At 34.7% G+C, this 20,506-nt stretch carries 16 protein-coding genes and 2 pseudogenes; 6 read left to right on the top strand and 12 right to left on the bottom strand.

Annotated features, from left to right (window positions below):
* Positions 1-215: 215 nt before the first annotated feature.
* From DN410_RS26570 to DN410_RS26555, 4 genes are all read right to left on the bottom strand, one after another.
* The gene (locus DN410_RS26570) at positions 216-1,412 is read right to left on the bottom strand and encodes an MFS transporter (RefSeq protein WP_149178699.1); all 1,197 of its coding nucleotides are present in this window, start codon (positions 1,410-1,412) and stop codon (positions 216-218) included.
* A gap of 139 nt (positions 1,413-1,551) precedes the next feature.
* Positions 1,552-1,968 carry a MarR family winged helix-turn-helix transcriptional regulator gene (locus DN410_RS26565; protein WP_149178698.1) on the bottom strand — a complete coding sequence of 139 codons (417 nt, stop codon included), beginning with the start codon at positions 1,966-1,968 and terminating at the stop codon, positions 1,552-1,554.
* A gap of 121 nt (positions 1,969-2,089) precedes the next feature.
* Positions 2,090-2,695: a PRK06770 family protein gene (locus tag DN410_RS26560; RefSeq protein WP_149178697.1), complete on the bottom strand. Its 606-nt coding sequence runs from the start codon at positions 2,693-2,695 to the stop codon at positions 2,090-2,092.
* Positions 2,696-2,798: 103 nt separating this feature from the next.
* Positions 2,799-3,572 (bottom strand): HAD family hydrolase, encoded by a 774-nt coding sequence (locus DN410_RS26555; RefSeq protein WP_149178696.1) that lies wholly within the window; start codon positions 3,570-3,572, stop codon positions 2,799-2,801.
* A gap of 316 nt (positions 3,573-3,888) precedes the next feature.
* Here DN410_RS26555 and DN410_RS26550 point away from each other — a divergent pair.
* Positions 3,889-4,655 (top strand): annotated as a pseudogene (locus DN410_RS26550) (arginase family protein).
* A 36-nt stretch (positions 4,656-4,691) separates the two neighbouring features.
* Here the strand turns inward: DN410_RS26550 and DN410_RS26545 are convergent.
* Complete coding sequence (locus tag DN410_RS26545) at positions 4,692-5,351, bottom strand: DEAD/DEAH box helicase family protein (protein WP_116758437.1); 660 nt, start codon at positions 5,349-5,351, stop codon at positions 4,692-4,694.
* The gene (locus DN410_RS26540) at positions 5,351-6,247 is read right to left on the bottom strand and encodes a CPBP family intramembrane glutamic endopeptidase (RefSeq protein ID WP_149178695.1); all 897 of its coding nucleotides are present in this window, start codon (positions 6,245-6,247) and stop codon (positions 5,351-5,353) included. Before DN410_RS26540 ends, DN410_RS26545 begins: the two co-directional genes overlap by 1 nt.
* Positions 6,248-6,628: 381 nt before the next feature.
* On the opposite strand from DN410_RS26540, the gene cspD reads away from it, so the two are divergent.
* Both cspD and DN410_RS26530 read left to right on the top strand, forming a co-directional pair.
* A complete protein-coding gene (cspD, locus tag DN410_RS26535; RefSeq protein ID WP_000176365.1) occupies positions 6,629-6,832 on the top strand; it encodes a cold-shock protein CspD in 204 nt (67 codons plus the stop codon).
* An 85-nt stretch (positions 6,833-6,917) separates the two neighbouring features.
* Positions 6,918-7,103 (top strand): cold-shock protein, encoded by a 186-nt coding sequence (locus DN410_RS26530; protein WP_000286203.1) that lies wholly within the window; start codon positions 6,918-6,920, stop codon positions 7,101-7,103.
* A 38-nt stretch (positions 7,104-7,141) separates the two neighbouring features.
* Here the strand turns inward: DN410_RS26530 and DN410_RS26525 are convergent, their stop codons facing one another.
* Positions 7,142-7,693, bottom strand: coding sequence for a GNAT family N-acetyltransferase (locus tag DN410_RS26525; protein WP_149178714.1), 552 nt, complete (start codon positions 7,691-7,693; stop codon positions 7,142-7,144).
* Positions 7,694-8,137: 444 nt separating this feature from the next.
* Here DN410_RS26525 and DN410_RS26515 point away from each other — a divergent pair, with 444 nt between their 5' ends.
* On the top strand, positions 8,138-8,686 hold the full coding sequence (locus DN410_RS26515) for a hypothetical protein (protein ID WP_149178694.1): 549 nt from the start codon (positions 8,138-8,140) through the stop codon (positions 8,684-8,686).
* A 60-nt stretch (positions 8,687-8,746) separates the two neighbouring features.
* Here DN410_RS26515 and DN410_RS26510 read toward each other — a convergent pair whose 3' ends face one another.
* The 4 genes from DN410_RS26510 to DN410_RS26495 all read right to left on the bottom strand — a co-directional run bounded on the left by DN410_RS26510 (position 8,747) and on the right by DN410_RS26495 (position 12,250).
* Positions 8,747-10,147: a protoporphyrinogen oxidase gene (locus tag DN410_RS26510; protein ID WP_149178693.1), complete on the bottom strand. Its 1,401-nt coding sequence runs from the start codon at positions 10,145-10,147 to the stop codon at positions 8,747-8,749.
* A 213-nt stretch (positions 10,148-10,360) separates the two neighbouring features.
* Positions 10,361-10,510 (bottom strand): aspartyl-phosphate phosphatase Spo0E family protein, encoded by a 150-nt coding sequence (locus DN410_RS26505; protein WP_149178692.1) that lies wholly within the window; start codon positions 10,508-10,510, stop codon positions 10,361-10,363.
* A 164-nt stretch (positions 10,511-10,674) separates the two neighbouring features.
* The gene (locus tag DN410_RS26500) at positions 10,675-11,622 is read right to left on the bottom strand and encodes a hypothetical protein (protein WP_149178691.1); all 948 of its coding nucleotides are present in this window, start codon (positions 11,620-11,622) and stop codon (positions 10,675-10,677) included.
* Between the two features lie 34 nt (positions 11,623-11,656).
* Positions 11,657-12,250, bottom strand: a complete 594-nt coding sequence (locus tag DN410_RS26495) for a helix-turn-helix domain-containing protein (RefSeq protein WP_370456832.1) — start codon at positions 12,248-12,250, stop codon at positions 11,657-11,659.
* Between the two features lie 138 nt (positions 12,251-12,388).
* Here DN410_RS26495 and DN410_RS26490 point away from each other — a divergent pair, with 138 nt between their 5' ends.
* Together DN410_RS26490 and DN410_RS28855 are read left to right on the top strand one after the other, a co-directional pair.
* Entirely contained in the window at positions 12,389-13,276 is an 888-nt protein-coding gene (locus DN410_RS26490; protein WP_149178689.1) for a DMT family transporter, read from the top strand.
* A gap of 135 nt (positions 13,277-13,411) precedes the next feature.
* A pseudogene (locus DN410_RS28855) lies at positions 13,412-13,489 on the top strand (FMN-binding negative transcriptional regulator); the annotation flags it as partial.
* Positions 13,490-13,712: 223 nt separating this feature from the next.
* Here DN410_RS28855 and DN410_RS28850 read toward each other — a convergent pair.
* Positions 13,713-20,249, bottom strand: coding sequence for a DUF7507 domain-containing protein (locus tag DN410_RS28850; RefSeq protein ID WP_179958649.1), 6,537 nt, complete (start codon positions 20,247-20,249; stop codon positions 13,713-13,715).
* Positions 20,250-20,506 lie beyond the last annotated feature (257 nt).

Here is a 20,506-nt window from a genome sequence, read left to right as displayed (position 1 = left end):
TCTAGGGTAGATTATATCGTAAGACAAAAGAAACAAAATTGTTTCGTCTACCTGCTGACGGCAATTCATCTCCACCTGAATTGATGGGCTTCACCCGTAACACAAATCAGATGGAGTCTTCTTGCCGAAAAGGATAAAAGTATAAAAATAATATTAAAGAAAACATGAGTTGAAATCCTTTGAAGAATATCAACCCACGTTTTCTTTAATACTACTTATATAGTCATCTTCTTTTTATTAGATGATGCTTTTTCTTTAACTAGAACAAATATAATCGGAAGGACAAGTAAACTAGCAATTGCACACATTATTCCCAAAGAAGAAAATGGAAAGCCATTACTTACGGTAAGTGACGCTACGCCAGAAGCAATAGTCATCCCAATATACATGGCAGAGCTATTTAATGCCATCACAGTCCCCCGCACATCTGGTTTTAATTCTGAAATTAGTGCCGTTAATGATGCTTGGCCAAATCCAATAAATAAACTCCAAATTATATGTAAAGCAATTGCAATTACTAGATTTTTTATGGACAGCGAGAATAATATTACACTTATTGAGGTTGCAATACTGGCAATGAATATAACATTCTTCTTTCCAATTTTATCAGCAAACTTTCCACCCGAAATATTACCAGCTACACTACCAACTCCCGCCAGAAAGATTACAATACCTATTTCACCAACGGAAAGTCCAAAATTATTCCCATAATAAACACCTATGTACGAAAACATGCCGTGTAATCCAATTGTCCATAGAAACGTTGCTAATAATGCAAATAAAACTGAAACATTTACTAAAACTAATTTAAATGGTGCACCTAACGTTTTCGCTATAGAAACATGCACAACATTTCTCTGTTTTTCATTTCTTAACATGCGATTAACTAGTAATGTAATAAATAAAGTTAATAGTCCTATACTATAAAATGTCCACTGCCACTTTCCTACTTCAGATAAAAATGCACCTATAGGTACTCCAATGACTGTCGAACCTACCATTGCTCCCATAATTGTTCCCATCGCTTTTCCTCTTGACTCATATGCAACTTTATCTCCTACTAATGCAAAAATACTTGGCATAATCATCGCACCAGATAAACCTGTTAGACCGCGAAATAATAAAAGTATTTCAAAATTCTTCGCTAATCCCGTACAAAATGTAGAAATAGAGAAAATAGCAAACCCTATTATGATCATACGTTTCCTTCCAACTCTATCAGATATCGTTCCAAATACGGGTGCAGTTATTCCATAGCAAAGTGCATAAATAGTAATTAATAACCCTCCACTCCCATCAGGGATGCTGATCGTTTCAGTAATTACTGGTAATAAAGGTGCTACTAATAATGAATCTAACCCAACAAAAAAAGCTACAATTGCTAAAATACGTATCATTGACTTTAACTCCATATATAACTCCCCTTTATTTCATATATGAAATAATTATTTATTATTATCCCTTCTTCAATTTTTACTGCACTAGTTTTATTTCATGTATGAAGTATTTATATAAATAAAAATGTAACAGAGTGTTACATTTTTACTATATTTAATTCAAATGCTTCTTCCACTTTAATAATAAAGCCTCTAATTGCCCTTCTTCTTCCTTCGTAAAACAACCACAATTCTCTTTTAAAAAATGACTATATTGTACATCTACTTGCTTTCTCGTTTCTTCACCTTTTTTAGTTAAATAAACGAGCGTTTCACGTTGGTCATTCGGGTTCTTCTCTGTCATTACGTAACCATCACGCTTCATCCGTTGAATCATTGTTGTCATATTACTTGGAACACATCCCATGTTTTCAATTAACTTTGACATAGATACTTTCCCAGATTTTGCGAGTACTTGAATCACTCCAAATTGTACGTAACTTATATCATACTGTTCAATTTCCTTATCTAGATTTTTTTGGAGTAAATGATAAACATCACGAATATTACCGTAAAGCTCTCTATTATTCATATGTATATTTAAGCCCCTCTAATTTATTTCACATATGAATCATATTCCTATTTATTTCTTGTGTCAACAAAAACACCTTTGTAATTATGACAACAAAGGTGCTTCAAAATCAGCATATCTCTTATTTATTAGGCTGTCCCCCACCTGCAATTAATTTACTACCTGAATATGTACCCTTTTGTATAAACACTTGATTAATTAATTCTTTTTGCTCCTTTTCTGACATTACTCCTTTTCCTTCGCCTAAATTCCCACTTTGTAATTTCCAAATCTTATTGTGATCCGCATCAACCTTTTCGTATTTACCTTGTTTCCATCGTTCTAAAATATCCACATATGTACTTTTCTGTTTTAGATCATTACTGTTTATGATATCTAGTAAACTCTCAATACGTTCTTGTGTGATAAAAATATAGCCCCATTTTTGATCGGCTTTCGTTTTTTGATGCGCCATTTCATGTAACGCTGTCTGTATGTTCTCATCTGTCCATTTAAAGTTTTTATTAAAACCACTATTCGGTAAGGAATGATTGCCATTTTCTAAAAGCTTTGCATCTTCTGCCTTTACGTTACTATCAGCTAGTACTTCTACTGCTGGAGCAGCTGGTGATATCTTTTTCGCAGCTGGTTTACTATTATTTAAATAATACAGCATACCGTATGTTAAACCTACTCCGATTACCGCCATACTAGCTATAATTCCTATTATTTTAAAGAATGTTTTCATCTTACTTGTTTCCTCCCGCATATCCCATTCATAATATCTATTTATCAAAAACAGATGTAGCATCTCTTTTTTCGCAACTTAAGCTTACTGCAATTTTTTCATACTAATTAACATAAACATAACTTTTACTTTCTAGAAATGTAGCAACTCCATCCTCATCGTTACTTTTAGCAATAAATTTAGCCACTGACTTTAATTCCTCAACAGCATTGCTCATTGCTACACCAATCCCACACTTCTCTATCATTTCCATATCATTGTAGTCATCTCCAAAGGCAATAACTTCAGATACGTCTCGATTTAAGTGCCGTAGAACATGTTGAATACTATTCCATTTTGAAACTTCTGCATGCATAATTTGACACAATGTTCCGTCATCTGTAATGACTGCCTTGCATTCATCAGGCAATTCTTTAATGAATTCCTTATTTATTGAGCCTTTAGTACAAATAATTGCCTTAGAAGCTTTTTCAAAGTCTAAATCTCTTATATCCATAATTTCACATGGTACATTACCAAAATAATCAGTAACATCAAAATTTGAATACAACTTATCACCTATTTCAAGACAAATCTGATGAAGATTGTACTTTTTTGCTATTTCTATGATTTCTAAAATGTCATTTTTAGAAATCTTCATTTCATATAAAATATCATTACCTTTAAGAACTATAGCCCCGTTATAACAAATAATAATCTCACTCTTTAACACGCTGGGAATATACTGTTTTATAGCTCTTGGCGGCCTTGCTGTAGCAAAAATTAATTCATCTCCATTATTTTTACATTCCCTTAAAATATTAATAGATTTCTCTGAAATTGTTTTATCACTTCTTAATAAAGTCCCATCAAGATCTGAAATAATAATCTTTTTCATACTTACCTTTATTCTCCTTTCACAAATAATAACTCGAAATATTGATTATTGATTGAATCAACAGATCTTCTGCAGGTAGTTAATCTTTACCTACTTTTTCCTCAATTCAATTTCATATCTCATTTTCATTTATTACATATTTCCTATTTCCTGAACCACATATATATTTCCTTATATTATATTTCTTTCTTTTATAAATTAAAAGATTATTCTGTCAAAAATCACCATCTTTTTCAAATACAAATCCATCTCAAAGCATTTCGTTTTAAATTTTTAAAAATATATGCTAGCCTAAATATAAAGGAGATGAATAAATATGAGTTTATTGTATAGCGGTTTAACTTTTTTAAACTTTGATGATACGTATTTATTACAAAATAAACTTCATTCTTATTCACATGAAGATATTGATTTCAGCCATTTAGAGCACTCAAATCTGTATTGCGAGATTCCTTCTTTAATGCGTATAAAACGAGAGTTATATCGTAGAAAGCAAAAAGGAGTCACTTTTATCGGTTCTGGAAATTATCATTATGTATCTTATTTACTACTAAAAGAAATAGATGAACCATTTAGCCTTATTTTATTTTATTTGATCATCACACTGACATGAACTTAAAGGAAGAAAATGAACATACTCTTATTTCTTGCGGGTCTTGGGTATCATTCGCTCTTCAAAATAACCCGAAATTAAAGAAAGTAATTATTATTGGTCCTTCTTCTTTAACAATACATTCTAATGATTATTCATGCGTAGAAGTTTTCCCGATAGATACAGCTAACGAGATATCTGCACATACAATACTTTCGCATATTCATACAGAAACTATATATGTAAGCATTGTTAAAGATGTTTTAGATCCAAAAGTAACTATTACGAATTGGGATCAAGGGCATATGAAACTCTCTACACTATTAAAATGTATTCATTCGCTTATTAGGAATAAAGATGTGTATGGTATCGATATTTGTGGTGAACTACCGGTTTATCCCTCTCAGCTCTTTCTAGCTAAATATACAAATGCTATTAAGAAAAATGAAAAAGCAAACTTACAAATTTTACAATCAATATATAATACATAAAAAAAACAACGAGTGCCTCATATGGCGCTCGTTGTTTTACGCACGATGTTCTTTTAACCACTTCGTAATATTATCTAACCTTGAAACATCAAAACGTCTCTCTTCACACACATTTAAACTGTTTAATTTTTTTACAATTTCTAGTTCATTCGTTTTTACACTTTTCGCTTCAATTATTTTGCAGTACCCATCTGTAACAGTATTTAAATTTTCATAATAACGTTGAAATGATTTTGATATATGTAAATGTTTTTCGAAGTTTCTTCTTCTTTTTGTCTCGTCAGATTCTTTCCGTTTTCTAAGTTCTTCATCATTCGTGTATAAATAAAAATATTGATCAGGAAAACCAATTTCCCTATTAACCAACTTTTCTTTATAAAAGTTTTCTATTAAAGATAATGGCTGATCAAATATTTCAAAATGGAAACACCAATTATAACTAAGCGGCTGATAAATGTCTCCATCAAGTATTATTAATTCATATTGCTCTGACTTCTGCACTGCTATTTTCCAGCGCTCTACTTGTTTTTCAAAATACCATGTTCTATGTTCATTTTTTGGTCTTTCAAATAAAAAATTCACTTCAGGTATAATATAAGCACCATAATTTTTTTCTAATTCACGACACGTTGTACTTTTACCAACAGCACTTGCTCCCTCAAACGCTATAATCCCCATAGTTTCTCCCTCTTTCATTAACTAAAATCTTGTTGTTTCGCTTTTCTCCCCCATAACTGTTTCCATAAAACAATTGAAGCGATAGAGAGCATTACTGTTGTAATGATACTCCCCTCGATTCCGAATGAACCTCCATGAAGGATTTCTGCTCCATTTGTTACAGGTTTAAATAATGGCGTTGAATATATTGTCATGCCACTAACTGCAAAGCCGTATACATTATATTGTGACCAATTCCACAGCGAATGCCACGAGCATATCCCCCAAAGACTACTATCTTTTAAAACGTAAAAAGCTGCGAATACACCAACTAATATTATATTCGATATCGAAAGAATTGTAATACCTGGATTAAGTAAATGAAGAAAACCAAATAAAAAAGACGTCACAATAATCCCAACCCATATACGGCTTCTAACAGAAAGAACTGGGAATAACCACCCTCGAACAACAATCTCTTCTGTCGCACCTTGTATTAAAAAAGCAACTAAAGATCCCACAATTCCAAGTATAGCGGTTGGTGTAATTTGTTGCATTTGTAGTTGTACAATTCCCGTTAATAGAAGTAGCATTACTGGTATTGAAATAAAAACAAAACCTATTAATGCACCTCTCAAATATTTTCCAATCCACTGATTTCTCCAAAATCCAATTGATGAAATTGATCTTTTCTCTACAAATCTAATCCAAAAAAACACAAAAAATATAGCCCCGCCAAACGTAAGTATCATCTCAATATCACTATAAATCGCCTTAGAAAACGTTGTTTCTGCTTTCGGTAAAAACAGCATAAATAACATAAATAATTCACCTAACGTTAAAAATACAATTGCAAGTATAACAGCGAATACAGGATGAACCTTTCTTCTTCCTTCTTTTGCTGCTTCAATTATTTTAAATTGATTAGGTTGCAATACTCTTTCCTCCTTAACAAATACATCACTTTTATTCCTAAATATATATCGTTTCCCTCATACAAATTCTTAATAAAAATGTTCTTAGTTTAGCATAAACCAAAATTAGGAATAATATATAAATAAAAGAGATGCCTTTGTGTCTTTTACCAATTTCCCATCCTATTTCTTACTGGTATTACCAGCACTTGCTATTTCACACCATTTGTTGTAAGATAGTAATTAAGGTCAATTTAACACTGCATTTTCTTTGCATATTATCAAGTATCAATCAGGGACATTTCGTCCTCCTTATGGGTCTTTGATAATATGTGAAATTTTATTTTCATTCAAATAAGGCCGATCATATTGTAATCTTTTTAAATTTTAGGAGGCATTACCATGACATTAACAGGTAAAGTAAAATGGTTTAACAGCGAAAAAGGTTTCGGTTTCATCGAAGTTGCAGACGGTAACGACGTATTCGTTCACTTCTCAGCTATCACTGGCGACGGCTTCAAGTCTCTTGACGAAGGTCAAGAAGTTAGCTTCGAAGTTGAAGACGGTAACCGTGGACCTCAAGCTAAAAACGTTGTAAAGCTATAATTCAAACAATAAAAAGGTTGTTACCAGCTCGGTTAACAACCTTTTTAATATATAACTAAAATTTTTACATAAAAGGAGTGGTTACATGTATCGCAATCGAAAGAACGATGTAGCAGAAGTACCACCAGAACAAACCCCTGTTTGGGAATGTGAATCAGAGGATTGTTTAGGATGGATGAGAAAGAACTTTTCATTTGAAGAAGAGCCTAAATGCCCTTTATGTAAAAGTAGCATGAAAAGCGGAGAACGTTTATTACCTAAGTTAGGTTAATTTTACTTAACCCCTCTTTTAATAAGAGGGGTTTTTTATTATAAATTTATGTCCTCTAAATCCGTTCGTACAACAGAATATACTAATGCATCATGTTGCCTATTTCCTTGATGAATATACCCACGTAACAATCCTTCCTTGTGAAATCCTATTTTAGATAACATATTACACGAAGTTATATTTTCAGGATATGTAATAGCTCCTATTCTAAATAAACCCAAATCTCGAAATCCGTAATGAATAATTTCTCTAGCTGCCTCTGACGCATAACCATTTCCCCAATATTGAGGGTGTAAGTCATATCCAATCTCAGATCGTTTACTCCATAGTTGTAAATTATTTAGTCCAATTGTTCCTATTAAGGTATTTGTTTCTTTTAACACAATCCCCCATCTTATCGCTTTTTTCTCAAAGTAATTTTTTGAAAAAGACTCAATCATACGAGAAGCTTGTCCAAACTCTGTAAAAGAATTCATACCATAATAACATGTTACTTCATCCAATGAAAAGATTTCATATATTTTTTGACAATAAGATTGTTCTATTTCTACTAAACGCAAGCGTTCTGTTTCTAATATAGGAAATGCCATAACCATAGGATCACTCCTTTCTCTCTACTCATTTATTATAGCAGAAAACATATTTATAATTAGGAAAGTCCTCAATGTCCCATTAATCAAATATTTCAAGAGAAGCTTATCCTCTTAATTCAATACGAACTAAGAGGAACCCTTCTTGCTTTTGCATGATTAGAAAAAATAAAGAGATGATCAAAATACTATGATTATCTCTTTATTCCCTATTTATGTGCAACTAACGCCCAATGACATGGAGCTGTCTGTCTCCAATTTATACTTGAAAAACCAGTTTCTCTAAGTAGTGTATCTAACTCATTTCCATCACTCCGCCTGTAATAATATACCTTATACTTTCGATTCCATCCTCACTTTTCCCTTCTAAAATAACACCCTACCCCATACATTTATGGTAAAATATAGTTAATATATTATTTGCGGAGGTGTAAATTTCCTATTATGTATATATTCATCGGCTTATCCCTCTTACTCATATTACTCATTTTTTTATTCGCTAAAAAATTCACACCAAACTCATTCATGATGACTAGCTTTAAAGGAAATAGCTTTAAGATATTTTCAATTAGTATTTTAGTCGCAGCTACCCTCTCGCTTTCTTACGGAATATACCATGCCGCAACATATCAACCTAACTATTTAGATATTAAATTACAAAATCAAAACTACACCGTTTTCGGTAAAGTGGGCGAGTTCGGTTATTTCTCATCGGAATTACCAAAAAAAGATGCAGAAGTAGAACTCTATTTCACTTCTTGGGAAACACTGCAGTTTAAAAATCCAGAAATATTAATAGATTATCCTTCAGGCAAACAAGAAATATGGAAACCAAACATAGTATCAATATCTACAAATAATTTAAAAGAAAAACATCGTATAAAAGAGATTTATCACCTCTCGCCATATTCATTTAAAGAGTCTGGAAAAATCAAATTAACAATTAAAGAAAATAACACAGTAAGTAACAAGGTTACAATTCAAGTGAAATAAATAAAAAACTGTCCCTCTATTATGCTGAAGGGACAGTTTTTACAGATGTATGCTACAGTATTATTTTGACTGTTCATTTAATGTAGTTATTATTTCATTAGCCACATTTTTTCCATTTCCAATACAAGCACCAATCCCAACACCGTAATAAGAAGCGCCAGCTAAGTATACATTCGGATAAAGATCCGTCATTTTTTCTTGTAATGATTGAACTGCTTGATTATGTTCTAAATGATATTTCGGCATTAAATCTTTCCAATTCGTAACTTCAACTACTTCTGGTTCACCTTTTATTCCGAGACTTTTTTCAATATGATATAAAGCTACTCGTACTAATTCTTCTTCACTATAATTTTTGATCGTTTCATATACCGGGTTTGTGCTCTTATAAAACATTCTTACTAATAGCTTTTGTTTACCCGATGTATGTTTCCACTTCCGACTTGTCCATGTACAAGCATCACAATGCAAATCACTGTTTTCCGTCACGATAAATCCTGTTCCATCAGCCGGTAGTTGTTCATCTAGTATGTCAAAACCTAAGTAAATGCTTATAAGAGATGAGTTTTTAAATGTATTAAACTGTTTATTCAACTCATTAGACTGTAATAAAGTTTGTGCGATATCATGCGGAGCTGCTAAAACAACATAATCTGCTTGGATTGACTCATGATTCGCAAGAGAGACCTCATATCGATTTTCTCGTTTACTTACAGCTGTCGTTACAGCACCTTTTTTTATGTCAGTCTCATTCAGCATTTCTTCTAAGCGATCTATTATAGTAGATAATCCTCTTTTAAATGATACAAATTTTTTATTTCCTGCTGATTGAAATTGTTTTTTATTCTCTTCAAAACCTTTAATAATACTTCCATATTTATTTTTATAATCCAGTAAATACGGCAATGTAGATGCCATTGTAAGTTCATTCAATTTACCAGAATATACACCTGAAAGTACAGGGGCAATTTGCCTTTCTACTAACTCTTTCCCTAAAAAGCTTTCTAAAAATACAGCAAGTGATGTATCTTTCGTAAACTCTTTATTTTTCGTTATAAAATCTTTTAAAGCAACAATTTTCCCTTTCGTCGAGACTAGCGTACTGCTAAACAACGACTCGACACTCATCGGTATCCCAAATATAGTGTCAGAAGGAATTGGATGTAACATATTATCAGAATATATGTAAGAAATACCCGTTTCATTATATACCATTTCTTCTTCTAAATTTAAATCTTTTACAAGTGGCATAACATGTTCATTACGTGCAACGATAGAATCTGCTCCTGATTCCATAATAAAATCATTTTCTTCTACACTATGGATTTTACCACCTAAATACTCTTCTTTTTCGACAAGGACTAAATTTAAATCGATATCATAATCCTTTTTTAATTTTTCTAAATAAAACATAGTAGAAAGTCCAGTTATACCTCCACCGATAACAACAACTGTTTTCATATTTGCTGCGCTCCTAACCGATACAATTAATAATTCCTTTTTTATTATACCCAAAAGTCCTCATATCCGACTAGCAGCTTGATCATTCTGTAAGAAATTAGACAATATATACGAACACATTTATGTTTATACTCTTAATTAATAAATGTCCTAAATGTATTATTACTCAATAAAAAAGAACTATAACAGTTTCAAATCACGTCATAGTTCTTTCTATTTTACAAACATAAAGTAATTAATCAATTTGTCTATTTCTTGACTCAATGCCAGTACTTTTTCATGTTGAAATCCATAATCCGATACTAAATATAATAGCTCTTCTTTTTTAACCTCAATTACTTTTTCTAATTTCGATAATTCCATGTCGTTTTATTTCTCTCCAATAATAAAATGTATGTATTTTAGTATAGCCTACTTACATAATTAGTAAAAGCAAAACGCGCATGTAAAATCTTACAAATTTTAAAATAATATACTACTAATAAATAAGAGACTCAAATTAAGTCCCTTCCGATTATCACATACCATTAAGAATTTATAATATAACAAAATTTTTCTAATGTTATATCTTTATATTCTGGGGCCCTCTTTATATGATCAAAATAACTATATGAAAATTTAAAGATATGCCCAAAATCCCAATCTAATTCACTATAGTCTTTTTCCCAAAATATATTTTCAATTGGTAATACATTTGCACGTTTAGATTGGATTAAAGGTAATCGATCTATAGGTGAGTGTAAAGTTATTTCAGTATTCGGCTTGAGTTTTTGGCTCGCTCGCAGTACATATACTAGTTTCAAAAGTGGACGTATCCCTCGTTGAAATATATCTCTATGCCCTAAATCATACATGATATTAATTGCGTGAGAATAAGTAAGCATATGCCCAATTAAATCATGATGCGATTCCGCTCGATAAATAATATTAAATTTTGTTAGCTCATTTAAAATAAATTTAGATAATTGTTTCGGACTTTTCAATTCACTTTGTATCTCCCCCTCTATACTTAATTGTTTTACTTCTTTCGTCTTAAAACCAATCCATGATCTACCGGGAATTGTTTTTTGAAACGATAATATCAAGTTAGTAATCCCCTCAATATCTTGATGATTTCCCCAATTTCGCAACTCTTGCATAGCTAATAAGCTTAATGCTGCATAAATGACGTTATGGCCCACCCAATGAAGTTCATCAATCGTTTGTTCCAAAGATTTTAGAATCATATTCTCAGCAATTTGAAAATCAATTTCTTCTTTATGATTAATAATTCCACCTATTTTTTGCTTATTCAACATCATCCTTGTTTGCGAATAAATATTACGTGCTGTTTCTTCATCAATATTATTATCCTTCATGAAAAAATAACTAGCAATTGCAGCTGCTCCGAAATGTGCGTGCCAAATATCATTTGTTTCTTTTTTACATTGAGATATAATTGAAAGCCCATCTTTTAAAACACTATTATCTTTCATCTTTCTCTCCCCCATACTAAAACTCAATTTATTTTCATCCTAGAGATGGTGTTAACACAAACAAGATGTGATTCACTTCATCACCCTTATTCAAAAAGCGATGCTTCACGTTCGGCGGGATACGCACAACATCACCTTCTTCTAAAAAGTATTCTTTTCCTTCTAATTCCACATACACTTCTCCTTTCATAACAACAGCAATTTCTTCCTTCTCTTCATGTGAATAGTGACTTTCTGTTGTATTTGCTTGTTTATTTAAATCCATCATTAACATTTCAATACGTGCTTTCATGAAATCCGGTGTTAACACATCATATACTATGTGATCGCTATTTTCCCGATATACTTTCTTTCGATCTTTCTTCCTAGAAATGAGTGAATCTGTATCAATATCGTTAATAAACAGTGTAAATAGTGGTACATTCAATGCTTTTGCTATTAATTCCAAAACACTTAAAGAAGGATTCGCATGTCCTCTTTCAATTTGACTAATTAGTGACGTACTAATCCCTGCATACTCAGCGAATTCACGAATTGTCATATTATTTTTCTTACGATAACTTAAAACAGTTTGTCCAAGTCGATAGTGAATCAAAATAACTACTCCCTTTCGTCCATCATAATGTATGTTTCATTCCCGTTGTGCTGACATATTAAACAAAGTCAAATAATACTTCCTTTCATCTTCTAGCCCTTATATACTTACCTTTGTACATTATATCGTAAATATTTCATTATAATAAACAAACTATCGGAGGGACAGACTTTGAAATCATCTACTCTTTCATATTTCATCTTATTTTTCGGTGTATTCGCCTTATCAACTTCAGCCATTTTTGTAAAATTGGCCGATGCTCCTGCGGTAATCATTGCTTTTTACCGCTTATTATTTGCAACAATCATTCTACTACCATTTCTAATATGTAATAAAAATAATCGAAATGAGCTAAAAACATTAACGAAAAAACAGTGGAGATTCGGTTTCATATCTGGGCTATTTTTAGCTGCACATTATGTATTATGGTTTGAATCATTACGATATACTTCTGTAGCAAGCTCGACAGTTATCGTGACGTTACAACCTTTATTCTCAATGATTGGTGGTTATTTTTTATTCAAGGAGAGGTTTACGAAAGGAGCGGTTATTGGTTGCCTCATCGCTATTTCAGGAAGTATCGTCATTGGATGGCAAGATTTCCAAATTAGTGGAGAAGCTTTATACGGAGATATTTTAGCATTTATTGCAGCCGGAATAATTACTGCTTATTTTTTCATTAGCCAACACGTTCGTAAAGATTTATCACTTATTCCGTATTCGGTAATTAGTTATGGAAGTAGTGCCTGCTTTCTCGGTATATTTGCTTACATGCAGCAAGAATCTTTCTTCCATTACTCTACACAAACATGGTTGTCCTTCATAGGATTAGCTTTCCTTGCAACGATTTTAGGACAAACGATATTCAATTGGTTATTAAAATGGATGAGTACTACTGTAATTTCAATGAGTATTTTAGGAGAAACAATTGGCACTTGTGTTCTAGCCTATTTTATTTTGAATGAGACCATTTCTCTACAACAAGCACTAGGAATTTCAATTATTTTCATTGGATTGGCATTATTTTTATTACAGCCGAAGCTTCCAAATCATAAATAACAATAAAGAAGCATGGCGACAATTCACCATGCTTCTTTGACCACAGCAATGGCATTTTTTCACGATTTGCTGTGGTCATTTTATCTGTACCTTTTCTACCTATAGAATAAACTTTGTCCTGATCTCTTATAAGGTGAACTGAGAGGTATAGTTGGATTTTAAATTAAGGTGAGGGACATTCAGGCTGCATATAAATTAAGTCAAAACCGAAATATGTCTAATGCAGTTTCATAAAAATCAACTGATCATCCTTTGTGGTTTTCTTGTTGTATAACTTGTTTTTTAGAAATTACACTAAGAGCTGTAAAAAAGGTTAATACACAATATCTTAATTTGGACATGTGACAAGGCTTCTAAAAAAAGCGAAGTCTAAAAATAGACTCCACTTTTTTAACTTAGTAAATTTGTAATTATATGAAAGTAATCTAGATAAAGATCAACACTTTCTACGCTTGTGCTTGTTGCAATCAGGTTTAGGAATACAAGGTAGAACTGTAACAATTTCAGGTACTATCGGTATAATAACAGTTGAAGAGTCATTTGAAGGATTAGAGTCTGGTGTATCGCTACTAACAACAGCTGTATTCCTTATAAACCCGATAGCATTTTGATTTACGAATCCTCTTATTATTATAGTGCGAAGAGAGCCGCTTGCTAAAATTCCTAAATTAACAGCGCCCGGCCATGCATTGAACGTTGCCCCTCCATCAATGGAAAACTCCACATTATTTAATTGAGGAGGTATTACATCCGTTACTACTACATTCTGTGCGCTTAATGAACCAGTATTTGATACGAATAAGGTATAAGTTAAGAAGCTACCTGGAGGGACTGTATTTGTGTTTACAGTTTTTATAATTGAAACATCCGTTAATTCACTTGCTGGCGTATCAGTTGTGGATACGTTGTTGTCAGGGTTAGGATCCGGGGTATCACTACTAACAACAGCTGTATTCGTTATAGACCCAGTTGCATTTAAATTTACAGTTCCTCTTAGTAATATAGTGACCAAAGCACCACTTGCTAAAGTTCCTAAATTAATAGCACCCGGCCATGCATTGAATGTGACTCCTCCATCGACTGAAAACTCCGCATTGTCTAATTGAGAAGGTAACGCCTCTGTTACAACTACATTCTGTGCGCTTGATGGACCCGCATTTGATACGAATATAGTATAAGTTAAGAGACCACCTGGAGAGACAGAGGTTGTATTTGCTGTTTTAATAATAGAAAGGTCAGCCGAATCTTCTACTGGCGTAACAACAGTAAATGTGTTGTTATCGGGATTTGGGTCCGGTGTTATAGAACTTACAGTTACAGTGTTAGTAATCAATTCACTAACAGTAGAATCCACTATGCCTCTTAGTAAGATCGTATATATTGCACCTGCTGCTAAGTTCCCTATATTGGTAGACCCCGGCCATGGATTAAACGTGGCTCCTCCGTCAATTGAAAATTCTAGGTCTGTAAGTTCACTTGGACCTATATCATTTATAATTACAGATTCTGCATCTGATGGTCCTGCGTTTACAACCAAGATAGTATACGTGAGGAATTGACCTACTGTCGCCGGTACAGTACTTCCCACTTTTACAACTAAAATATCAGCAGAAGAAGCGACTGTTGTAACGTTAGTAGAGGAATTATTGGTTGGGTCTGGGTCAGGAGTAGTAGAATCTATGATAGCCGTGTTTTCTATTGTTCCGGTTGCAGATGAACTTATCCTTCCTTGAATTAAGACGGACAATGATGTTCCACTTGCTAAAGTTCCTAATTCAATAAAACCCAGCCATGGATTAAATGTATTTCCACCATCTATTGAAAATTCTGGATTCAAGACCTCACTTGGTATTGTATCTGTAAGCGTTACATTTTGTGCATCTCCCGGACCTGCATTTGAGATAAATAATCTGTAAGTGAGTAGTTCTCCTGCAATTACTGGGTTAGGACGACTCAATTTTACAATTGAAAGGTCCGCTGATTCAGTTACAGGCGTAAGAGTATCCGAAGTGTTATTAGATAAATCTGGATCTGGTGTCGGAGAGACTACAACTGCCGAATTTCGAATGAATCCAGTAGAAGATGTAATTACTGTTCCTCGAATTATGACAGTTACTGAAGCTCCATTTGCCAATGCACCTAGTTCGATAGAGCCAAGCCATGGGTTAAACGTAGCTCCTCCATCTAATGAGAACTCTGGATTTAGGATTCTTTTTGATATAGCATCCACCAATGATACAGCGTCTGCATCTGACGGTCCAGCATTTGAAACAACCAGTGTATAAGTGAGCAGCTCTCCTGCAATTACTGGAGTTGGGCTAGCTGTTTTAACCACAGAAATATCAGCTGAAGAAATAATAGGTGTCTCAATTGTTGTTGTGTTATCTTCTGGATCTGTATCAGGAGTAGTAGAATCTACGACTGCTGTGTTTATGATTGTTCCCGTAGCAGAAGCATTTACCGTTCCACGAATTAAGACAGTTACTGAAGCTCCATTTACCACTGTTCCTAAATCGACAGAACCAAGCCATGGATTAAACGTAACGCCTCCATCTAACGAAAACTCTGGATTTAAAATCTCACCTGGGATAGTATCTGTCAAAGTTACATTCAATGCATCGTTTGGACCTGCATTTGATACTACCACAGTATAAGTTAATACTTCACCAGCAATAGCAGGGTCTGGGCTAGCTGTTTTAACCACGGAAATATTAGCTTCGGCATTAATTGGTGTAACGACTGTTGAGGTGTTGTCTTCTGGATTAGGGTCTGGGGTAGTAGAATCTACGGTTGCTGTGTTCGTTATCAAGTCAGTAGCCAAAGGATCTACGGTTCCCCTAATGATAATTGTTTGTGAAGTGCCGTTTGCAAGTGTACCTATAACGATAGCACCCGGCCATGGATTAAACGTAACGCCCCCGTCTGTTGAGAATTCTGGATTTAAAACTTCATTGGGGATTGCATCTGTCAAAGTTACATTCAATGCATCGTTTGGACCTGCATTTGATACTACCACAGTATAAGTTAGTAAACCTCCAGAAAGTACTGGACTTGGGCTGTCTGTTTTAACCACAGAAATATCAGCCAAAGTATTTACCCCGGTAAACTCAGTGGAGATGTTGTTGGTCGGATCGGGGTCTGGGGTAGCGCTACTTACTACCGCTGTGTTTGTAATTAATCCCGTAGCAGACCCGTTCACAGTTCCTCTTAGGATAACTGTTTGTGAGGCCGCAGTTGCAAGTGTACCTAGATTAATAAAACCTGGCCATGGGTTAAACGTAATTCCCCCGTCTATTGAATATTCAGGATTCAAAATCTCACTTGGTACTGCATCTGAGAGAGTAACATCTTGAGCGTCTGATGGCCCAGCATTCGATACTAAGATTGTGTAGGTCAACACGCTTCCCGAAAGTACTGGATTCGGGCTGCCCGTTTTCACTACTGAGATATCAGCTAAAGTTTCAACTGGTGTTTCGAAGGTAGAGGTGTTGTTGTCCGGGTCAGGATCTGGTGTAGTAGAATCTACGGTTGCTGTGTTCGTTATAAATCCAGTGGCAGAAGGGCTTACTGTTCCTCGAATTAACACTGTTCTTGTTGTGCCATTTAGCACTGTGCCTAAATCGATAACACCCGGCCATGGATTAAATGTGATTCCTTCATCAATTGAAAATTCAGGGTTTAAAATTTCACTTGGTATAGCATCTGTTAGAGTTACATTCTCTGCATCCGATGGTCCTGCGTTTGAAACTACGATTGTATACGTGAGGGTTTCACCTGCAAGCACTGGGTTAGGGTTATCTAATTTGACTACGGAAATATCCGCCGATGCATTCACTGGTGTATCAACTGTTGAGGTGTTGTTGGTTGGATCAGGATCTGGTGTAGTAGAATCTACGGTTGCTGTGTTCGTGATGATTCCCGTAGCTAAAGGACTTACTGTTCCTCTGACCAAGATGGTTGTTGTTGCGCCACTTTCCAAAGTTCCTAGAGAGATTGCACCCGGCCAAGGGTTAAACGTAATTCCATCGTCAATGGAATACTCCGGATTTAAAATTTCACTTGGCACATCGTCTGTTAACGTTACATTAACTGCATCTGTTGGACCAAAATTAGTAACAGTCAATGTGTAAGTGAGTAAGTCTCCGCCATTCACTGGACTTGGACTTGCTGTTTTAACAATAGCGATATCTGCTGAATTAATAACTGGGGTAGTGACCGTTGAGGTATTATTAGATGGGTCTGGGTCTGGGGTAGAGGATTCCACTATCGCTGTGTTCGTGATGGAATCAATAGCTGCGGAACTTACTGTTCCTCGAATCAAGATGGTTATTGTTGAGCCAATTGGCAATGTTCCTAAAGGAAGGATACCTGGCCAAGGGTTAAATGTGACACCGCCGTCTGTTGAGAATTCCGGATTTGCTACTTCACTTGGTATAAGATCGGTAAGCGTTACATTTTCTGCAACTGATGGACCAAAATTAGAAATAGTTAATGTGTAAGTGAGCAAATCTCCACTGGTCACTGGACTTGGACTTGCTGTTTTAATAATAGCGACATCTGCTGACGTGATAACAGGGGTAGTGGTTGTTGAGCTGTTATTGGATGGATCAGGGTCAGGTGTAGAGGATTCCACTGTCGCTGTGTTCGTGATGGAGTCAACAGCTGTGGAATTTACTGTTCCTCGAATCAAAATGGGTAGTGTGGAACCAGTTGGCAATGTTCCTAAAGGGAGAATACCGGGCCACGGACTAAATGTAACACCACCGTCTGTTGAGAATTCCGGATTTACTACTTCACTTGGTATAAAATCTGTTAGTGTTACATTTTCTGCATCATTTGGTCCTGCATTTGATACTGTTAATGTATATGTGAGTAGTTCGCCAGCTACAACAGGTGTCGGACTTGCTATTTTTACAACAGAAATATCTGCTGCAAATTTAACTGAAGCAAAAGAGGTATCGGTGTTATTGCTTAAATTTGGGTCGAATGAACTAGTATGCACGGTAGCTGTGTTTTGTATCACTCCCGTAGCAGTGGCAGCAACTGTTCCTTGTATTAAAATGGGTAGTGAAAAACCTGGCGGAAGTGTTCCTAGGGGTAAAATTCCGGGCCAAGGTTGGAAGGTGTTGCCCCCATCTAGACTATACTCTGGATTCAAAATTTCAGGGGGGATATTATCCACCAAGATGACGTCTAGAGCATCATCAGGTCCATCATTAATTACTTTTATTGAATAGGTAAGTAGCTGTAACGGTTGTACTGGCGATGGATCGTTCTCTTTAAACACCATTAAATCTGCAACATTATTCACTTGTAGCATATAATCTTCTACTTCGCCATCAGATGCTGGGCCAATGCTTCTTGTATCCACTAACGTTGGTATACCAGTATTTTGATTTATAAGTGCGTCTGTTGTTAGTCTAAGTCTTATGAAGGTTTGACTAGGGGTTAAGATTGTGCCCGGAGGTACCGTAAAGGTTTGAAAAAAGTTTTGAGTCCCTGGTGCAGAAGGAACTATAATAACATCTGCTGCTTCATTACCTTGAAATATTCCATCCTCATTATAATCTATCCATCCATATAAATTAGTAGCGCTGCCTGAATTATTAGTTACAGTTACATTTAACGTATAAGTGACTGCACTTATAGAATGTACCTCTATAAATGATAAGGCGTCATCTTGAATCCCTAGTAATATATCATCGCCTGTTGCAGTAGGATTTTGATGGGCATCTGTTTCTGCTGTTACTACTCGACCTAAAAATAATTCATTTACAATTCCATGCCGGGGCCCATTTTCAGAAAGTAACGTAGAGTAATTATTTGGTCCGTTACCTGGACCGGTATCTGGGGCATCACCGAAATCAACTTTAATTTCAGCTAGTAGACACATAGTTGCATCGTTATTTGAGGTGATTACCGTAGAGGAGAACACTGCCGCAGTTGCTGTATTGCCAGAAATTAAATATCTATATATATTCCCGGTTTGATTGGAAATTGCATAAATTATACCGCTTGAGTCCATTGCAATCGCTCCGAAAGGACCCTGATTTAGTGGCGTTGTAGATAAATTAGTGATTTGTCCTGTGGTTGGAGAAATCCTCCGCATAACTCCTGTTGCAGTAATTCCATATAAAAAATTATCTGTCGGATTATACACCCAGTCACTAGCATCTAGAGTTGTGCTTAAAGCGACGCCGAAATTACTAGTTTGTTCTGTGTATCCTGTTGCTGGATTCACTAGCTTCATAAATGTTGCGGAGTTTGGCCGCAAATCGACAACATAGAATCTTGCGGTATCAAATATAGTAATATATAAAAAACCGTTAAGATCGAAAGTTCCTACGTTGAAGTCACCCGTAGGTAATCCTGGTGGTCGTGGAGAAAGTGTTATTACATTTTTATCATCGTCTACTCGTACAATGTTATCGTTTGTTTGGTCATATCCGTAAATATAATTATCCAAAGTGTTATATCCAATGGCGTTTACAGTAACAGAAGGAGTAACTGTACCCTGATTTATTGCTTGACCAGTTATGACATTGATGTCAAACCAAGTCGTAGGGGCGCCTGCAAATTGAATCATACTTGTCGTGCAACCTAATGGGTTGTTCACTGTATCATGACTGAAGTTTTGGTTAGCAATTGTTGCATTATTAGTAATTTGAGTCGCGGTAACTGTGATTGTTAATTTTCTCGGTCCGTTTGACATTGTAAATCCACTGGGTTGAGTAAAAACAGTTGGTGGACAAATACCTTCTGGATTAGCCACAGGTTCATATACAGTATAAGTTCCTGCTGTATTGACAATAAAACTATAATTTCCGTTTATGTCAGTTTGGGTGGTAACACATGTACCACCCAAACTGCTAAATAAAACAATAAAAACATTAGGTATTCCCGGTTCTCCAGGATTCAATTGACCATTGTGGTTCAAATCATTGAATACTGTTCCGGTAATAGTTGCAGCCATGCTCATCCTCTCCTGTCTTGCTTTTCACATTCTTCACACTAAAGAAACAAAATCATGCTAAATGTCATATATATGCTGAGATCCCTAGGTTTTTAAGAAGGACATGCTAATGAAGATATAATTGTTTTCCCTGTAATTTCGTTGTATTTTATGCAATGTATGTTTTTATGTGAGTAATTAGCAAATTTGTAGGTTTCTTACAAAGAGGTACAGTGGATTAAAGAGAGTTTGTCCCCATATTAAATTATAGTAAGATG

The organism is Bacillus sp. SH5-2 (assembly GCF_008368905.1).
GTDB lineage: Bacteria > Bacillota > Bacilli > Bacillales > Bacillaceae_G > Bacillus_A > Bacillus_A luti.
The sequence above is the reverse complement of the archived record's forward strand: the minus strand, read 5'-3'. Positions and strand labels throughout refer to the sequence as shown.

Excerpts from the sequence above, each read along its gene's own strand:
- DN410_RS26560 (WP_149178697.1), bottom strand. The coding sequence starts at position 2,695 with ATGAAAACATTCTTTAAAATAATAGGAATTATAGCTAGTATGGCGGTA.
- DN410_RS26570 (WP_149178699.1), bottom strand. The coding sequence starts at position 1,412 with ATGGAGTTAAAGTCAATGATACGTATTTTAGCAATTGTAGCTTTTTTT.
- cspD (WP_000176365.1), top strand. The coding sequence starts at position 6,629 with ATGACATTAACAGGTAAAGTAAAATGGTTTAACAGCGAAAAAGGTTTC.
- DN410_RS26510 (WP_149178693.1), bottom strand. The coding sequence starts at position 10,147 with ATGAAAACAGTTGTTGTTATCGGTGGAGGTATAACTGGACTTTCTACT.
- DN410_RS26515 (WP_149178694.1), top strand. The coding sequence starts at position 8,138 with ATGTATATATTCATCGGCTTATCCCTCTTACTCATATTACTCATTTTT.
- DN410_RS26530 (WP_000286203.1), top strand. The coding sequence starts at position 6,918 with ATGTATCGCAATCGAAAGAACGATGTAGCAGAAGTACCACCAGAACAA.
- DN410_RS26555 (WP_149178696.1), bottom strand. The coding sequence starts at position 3,572 with ATGAAAAAGATTATTATTTCAGATCTTGATGGGACTTTATTAAGAAGT.
- DN410_RS26500 (WP_149178691.1), bottom strand. The coding sequence starts at position 11,622 with ATGAAAGATAATAGTGTTTTAAAAGATGGGCTTTCAATTATATCTCAA.
- DN410_RS28850 (WP_179958649.1), bottom strand. The coding sequence starts at position 20,249 with ATGGCTGCAACTATTACCGGAACAGTATTCAATGATTTGAACCACAAT.
- DN410_RS26525 (WP_149178714.1), bottom strand. The coding sequence starts at position 7,693 with ATGGCATTTCCTATATTAGAAACAGAACGCTTGCGTTTAGTAGAAATA.
- DN410_RS26545 (WP_116758437.1), bottom strand. The coding sequence starts at position 5,351 with ATGAAAGAGGGAGAAACTATGGGGATTATAGCGTTTGAGGGAGCAAGT.
- DN410_RS26565 (WP_149178698.1), bottom strand. The coding sequence starts at position 1,968 with ATGAATAATAGAGAGCTTTACGGTAATATTCGTGATGTTTATCATTTA.
- DN410_RS26505 (WP_149178692.1), bottom strand. The coding sequence starts at position 10,510 with ATGGAATTATCGAAATTAGAAAAAGTAATTGAGGTTAAAAAAGAAGAG.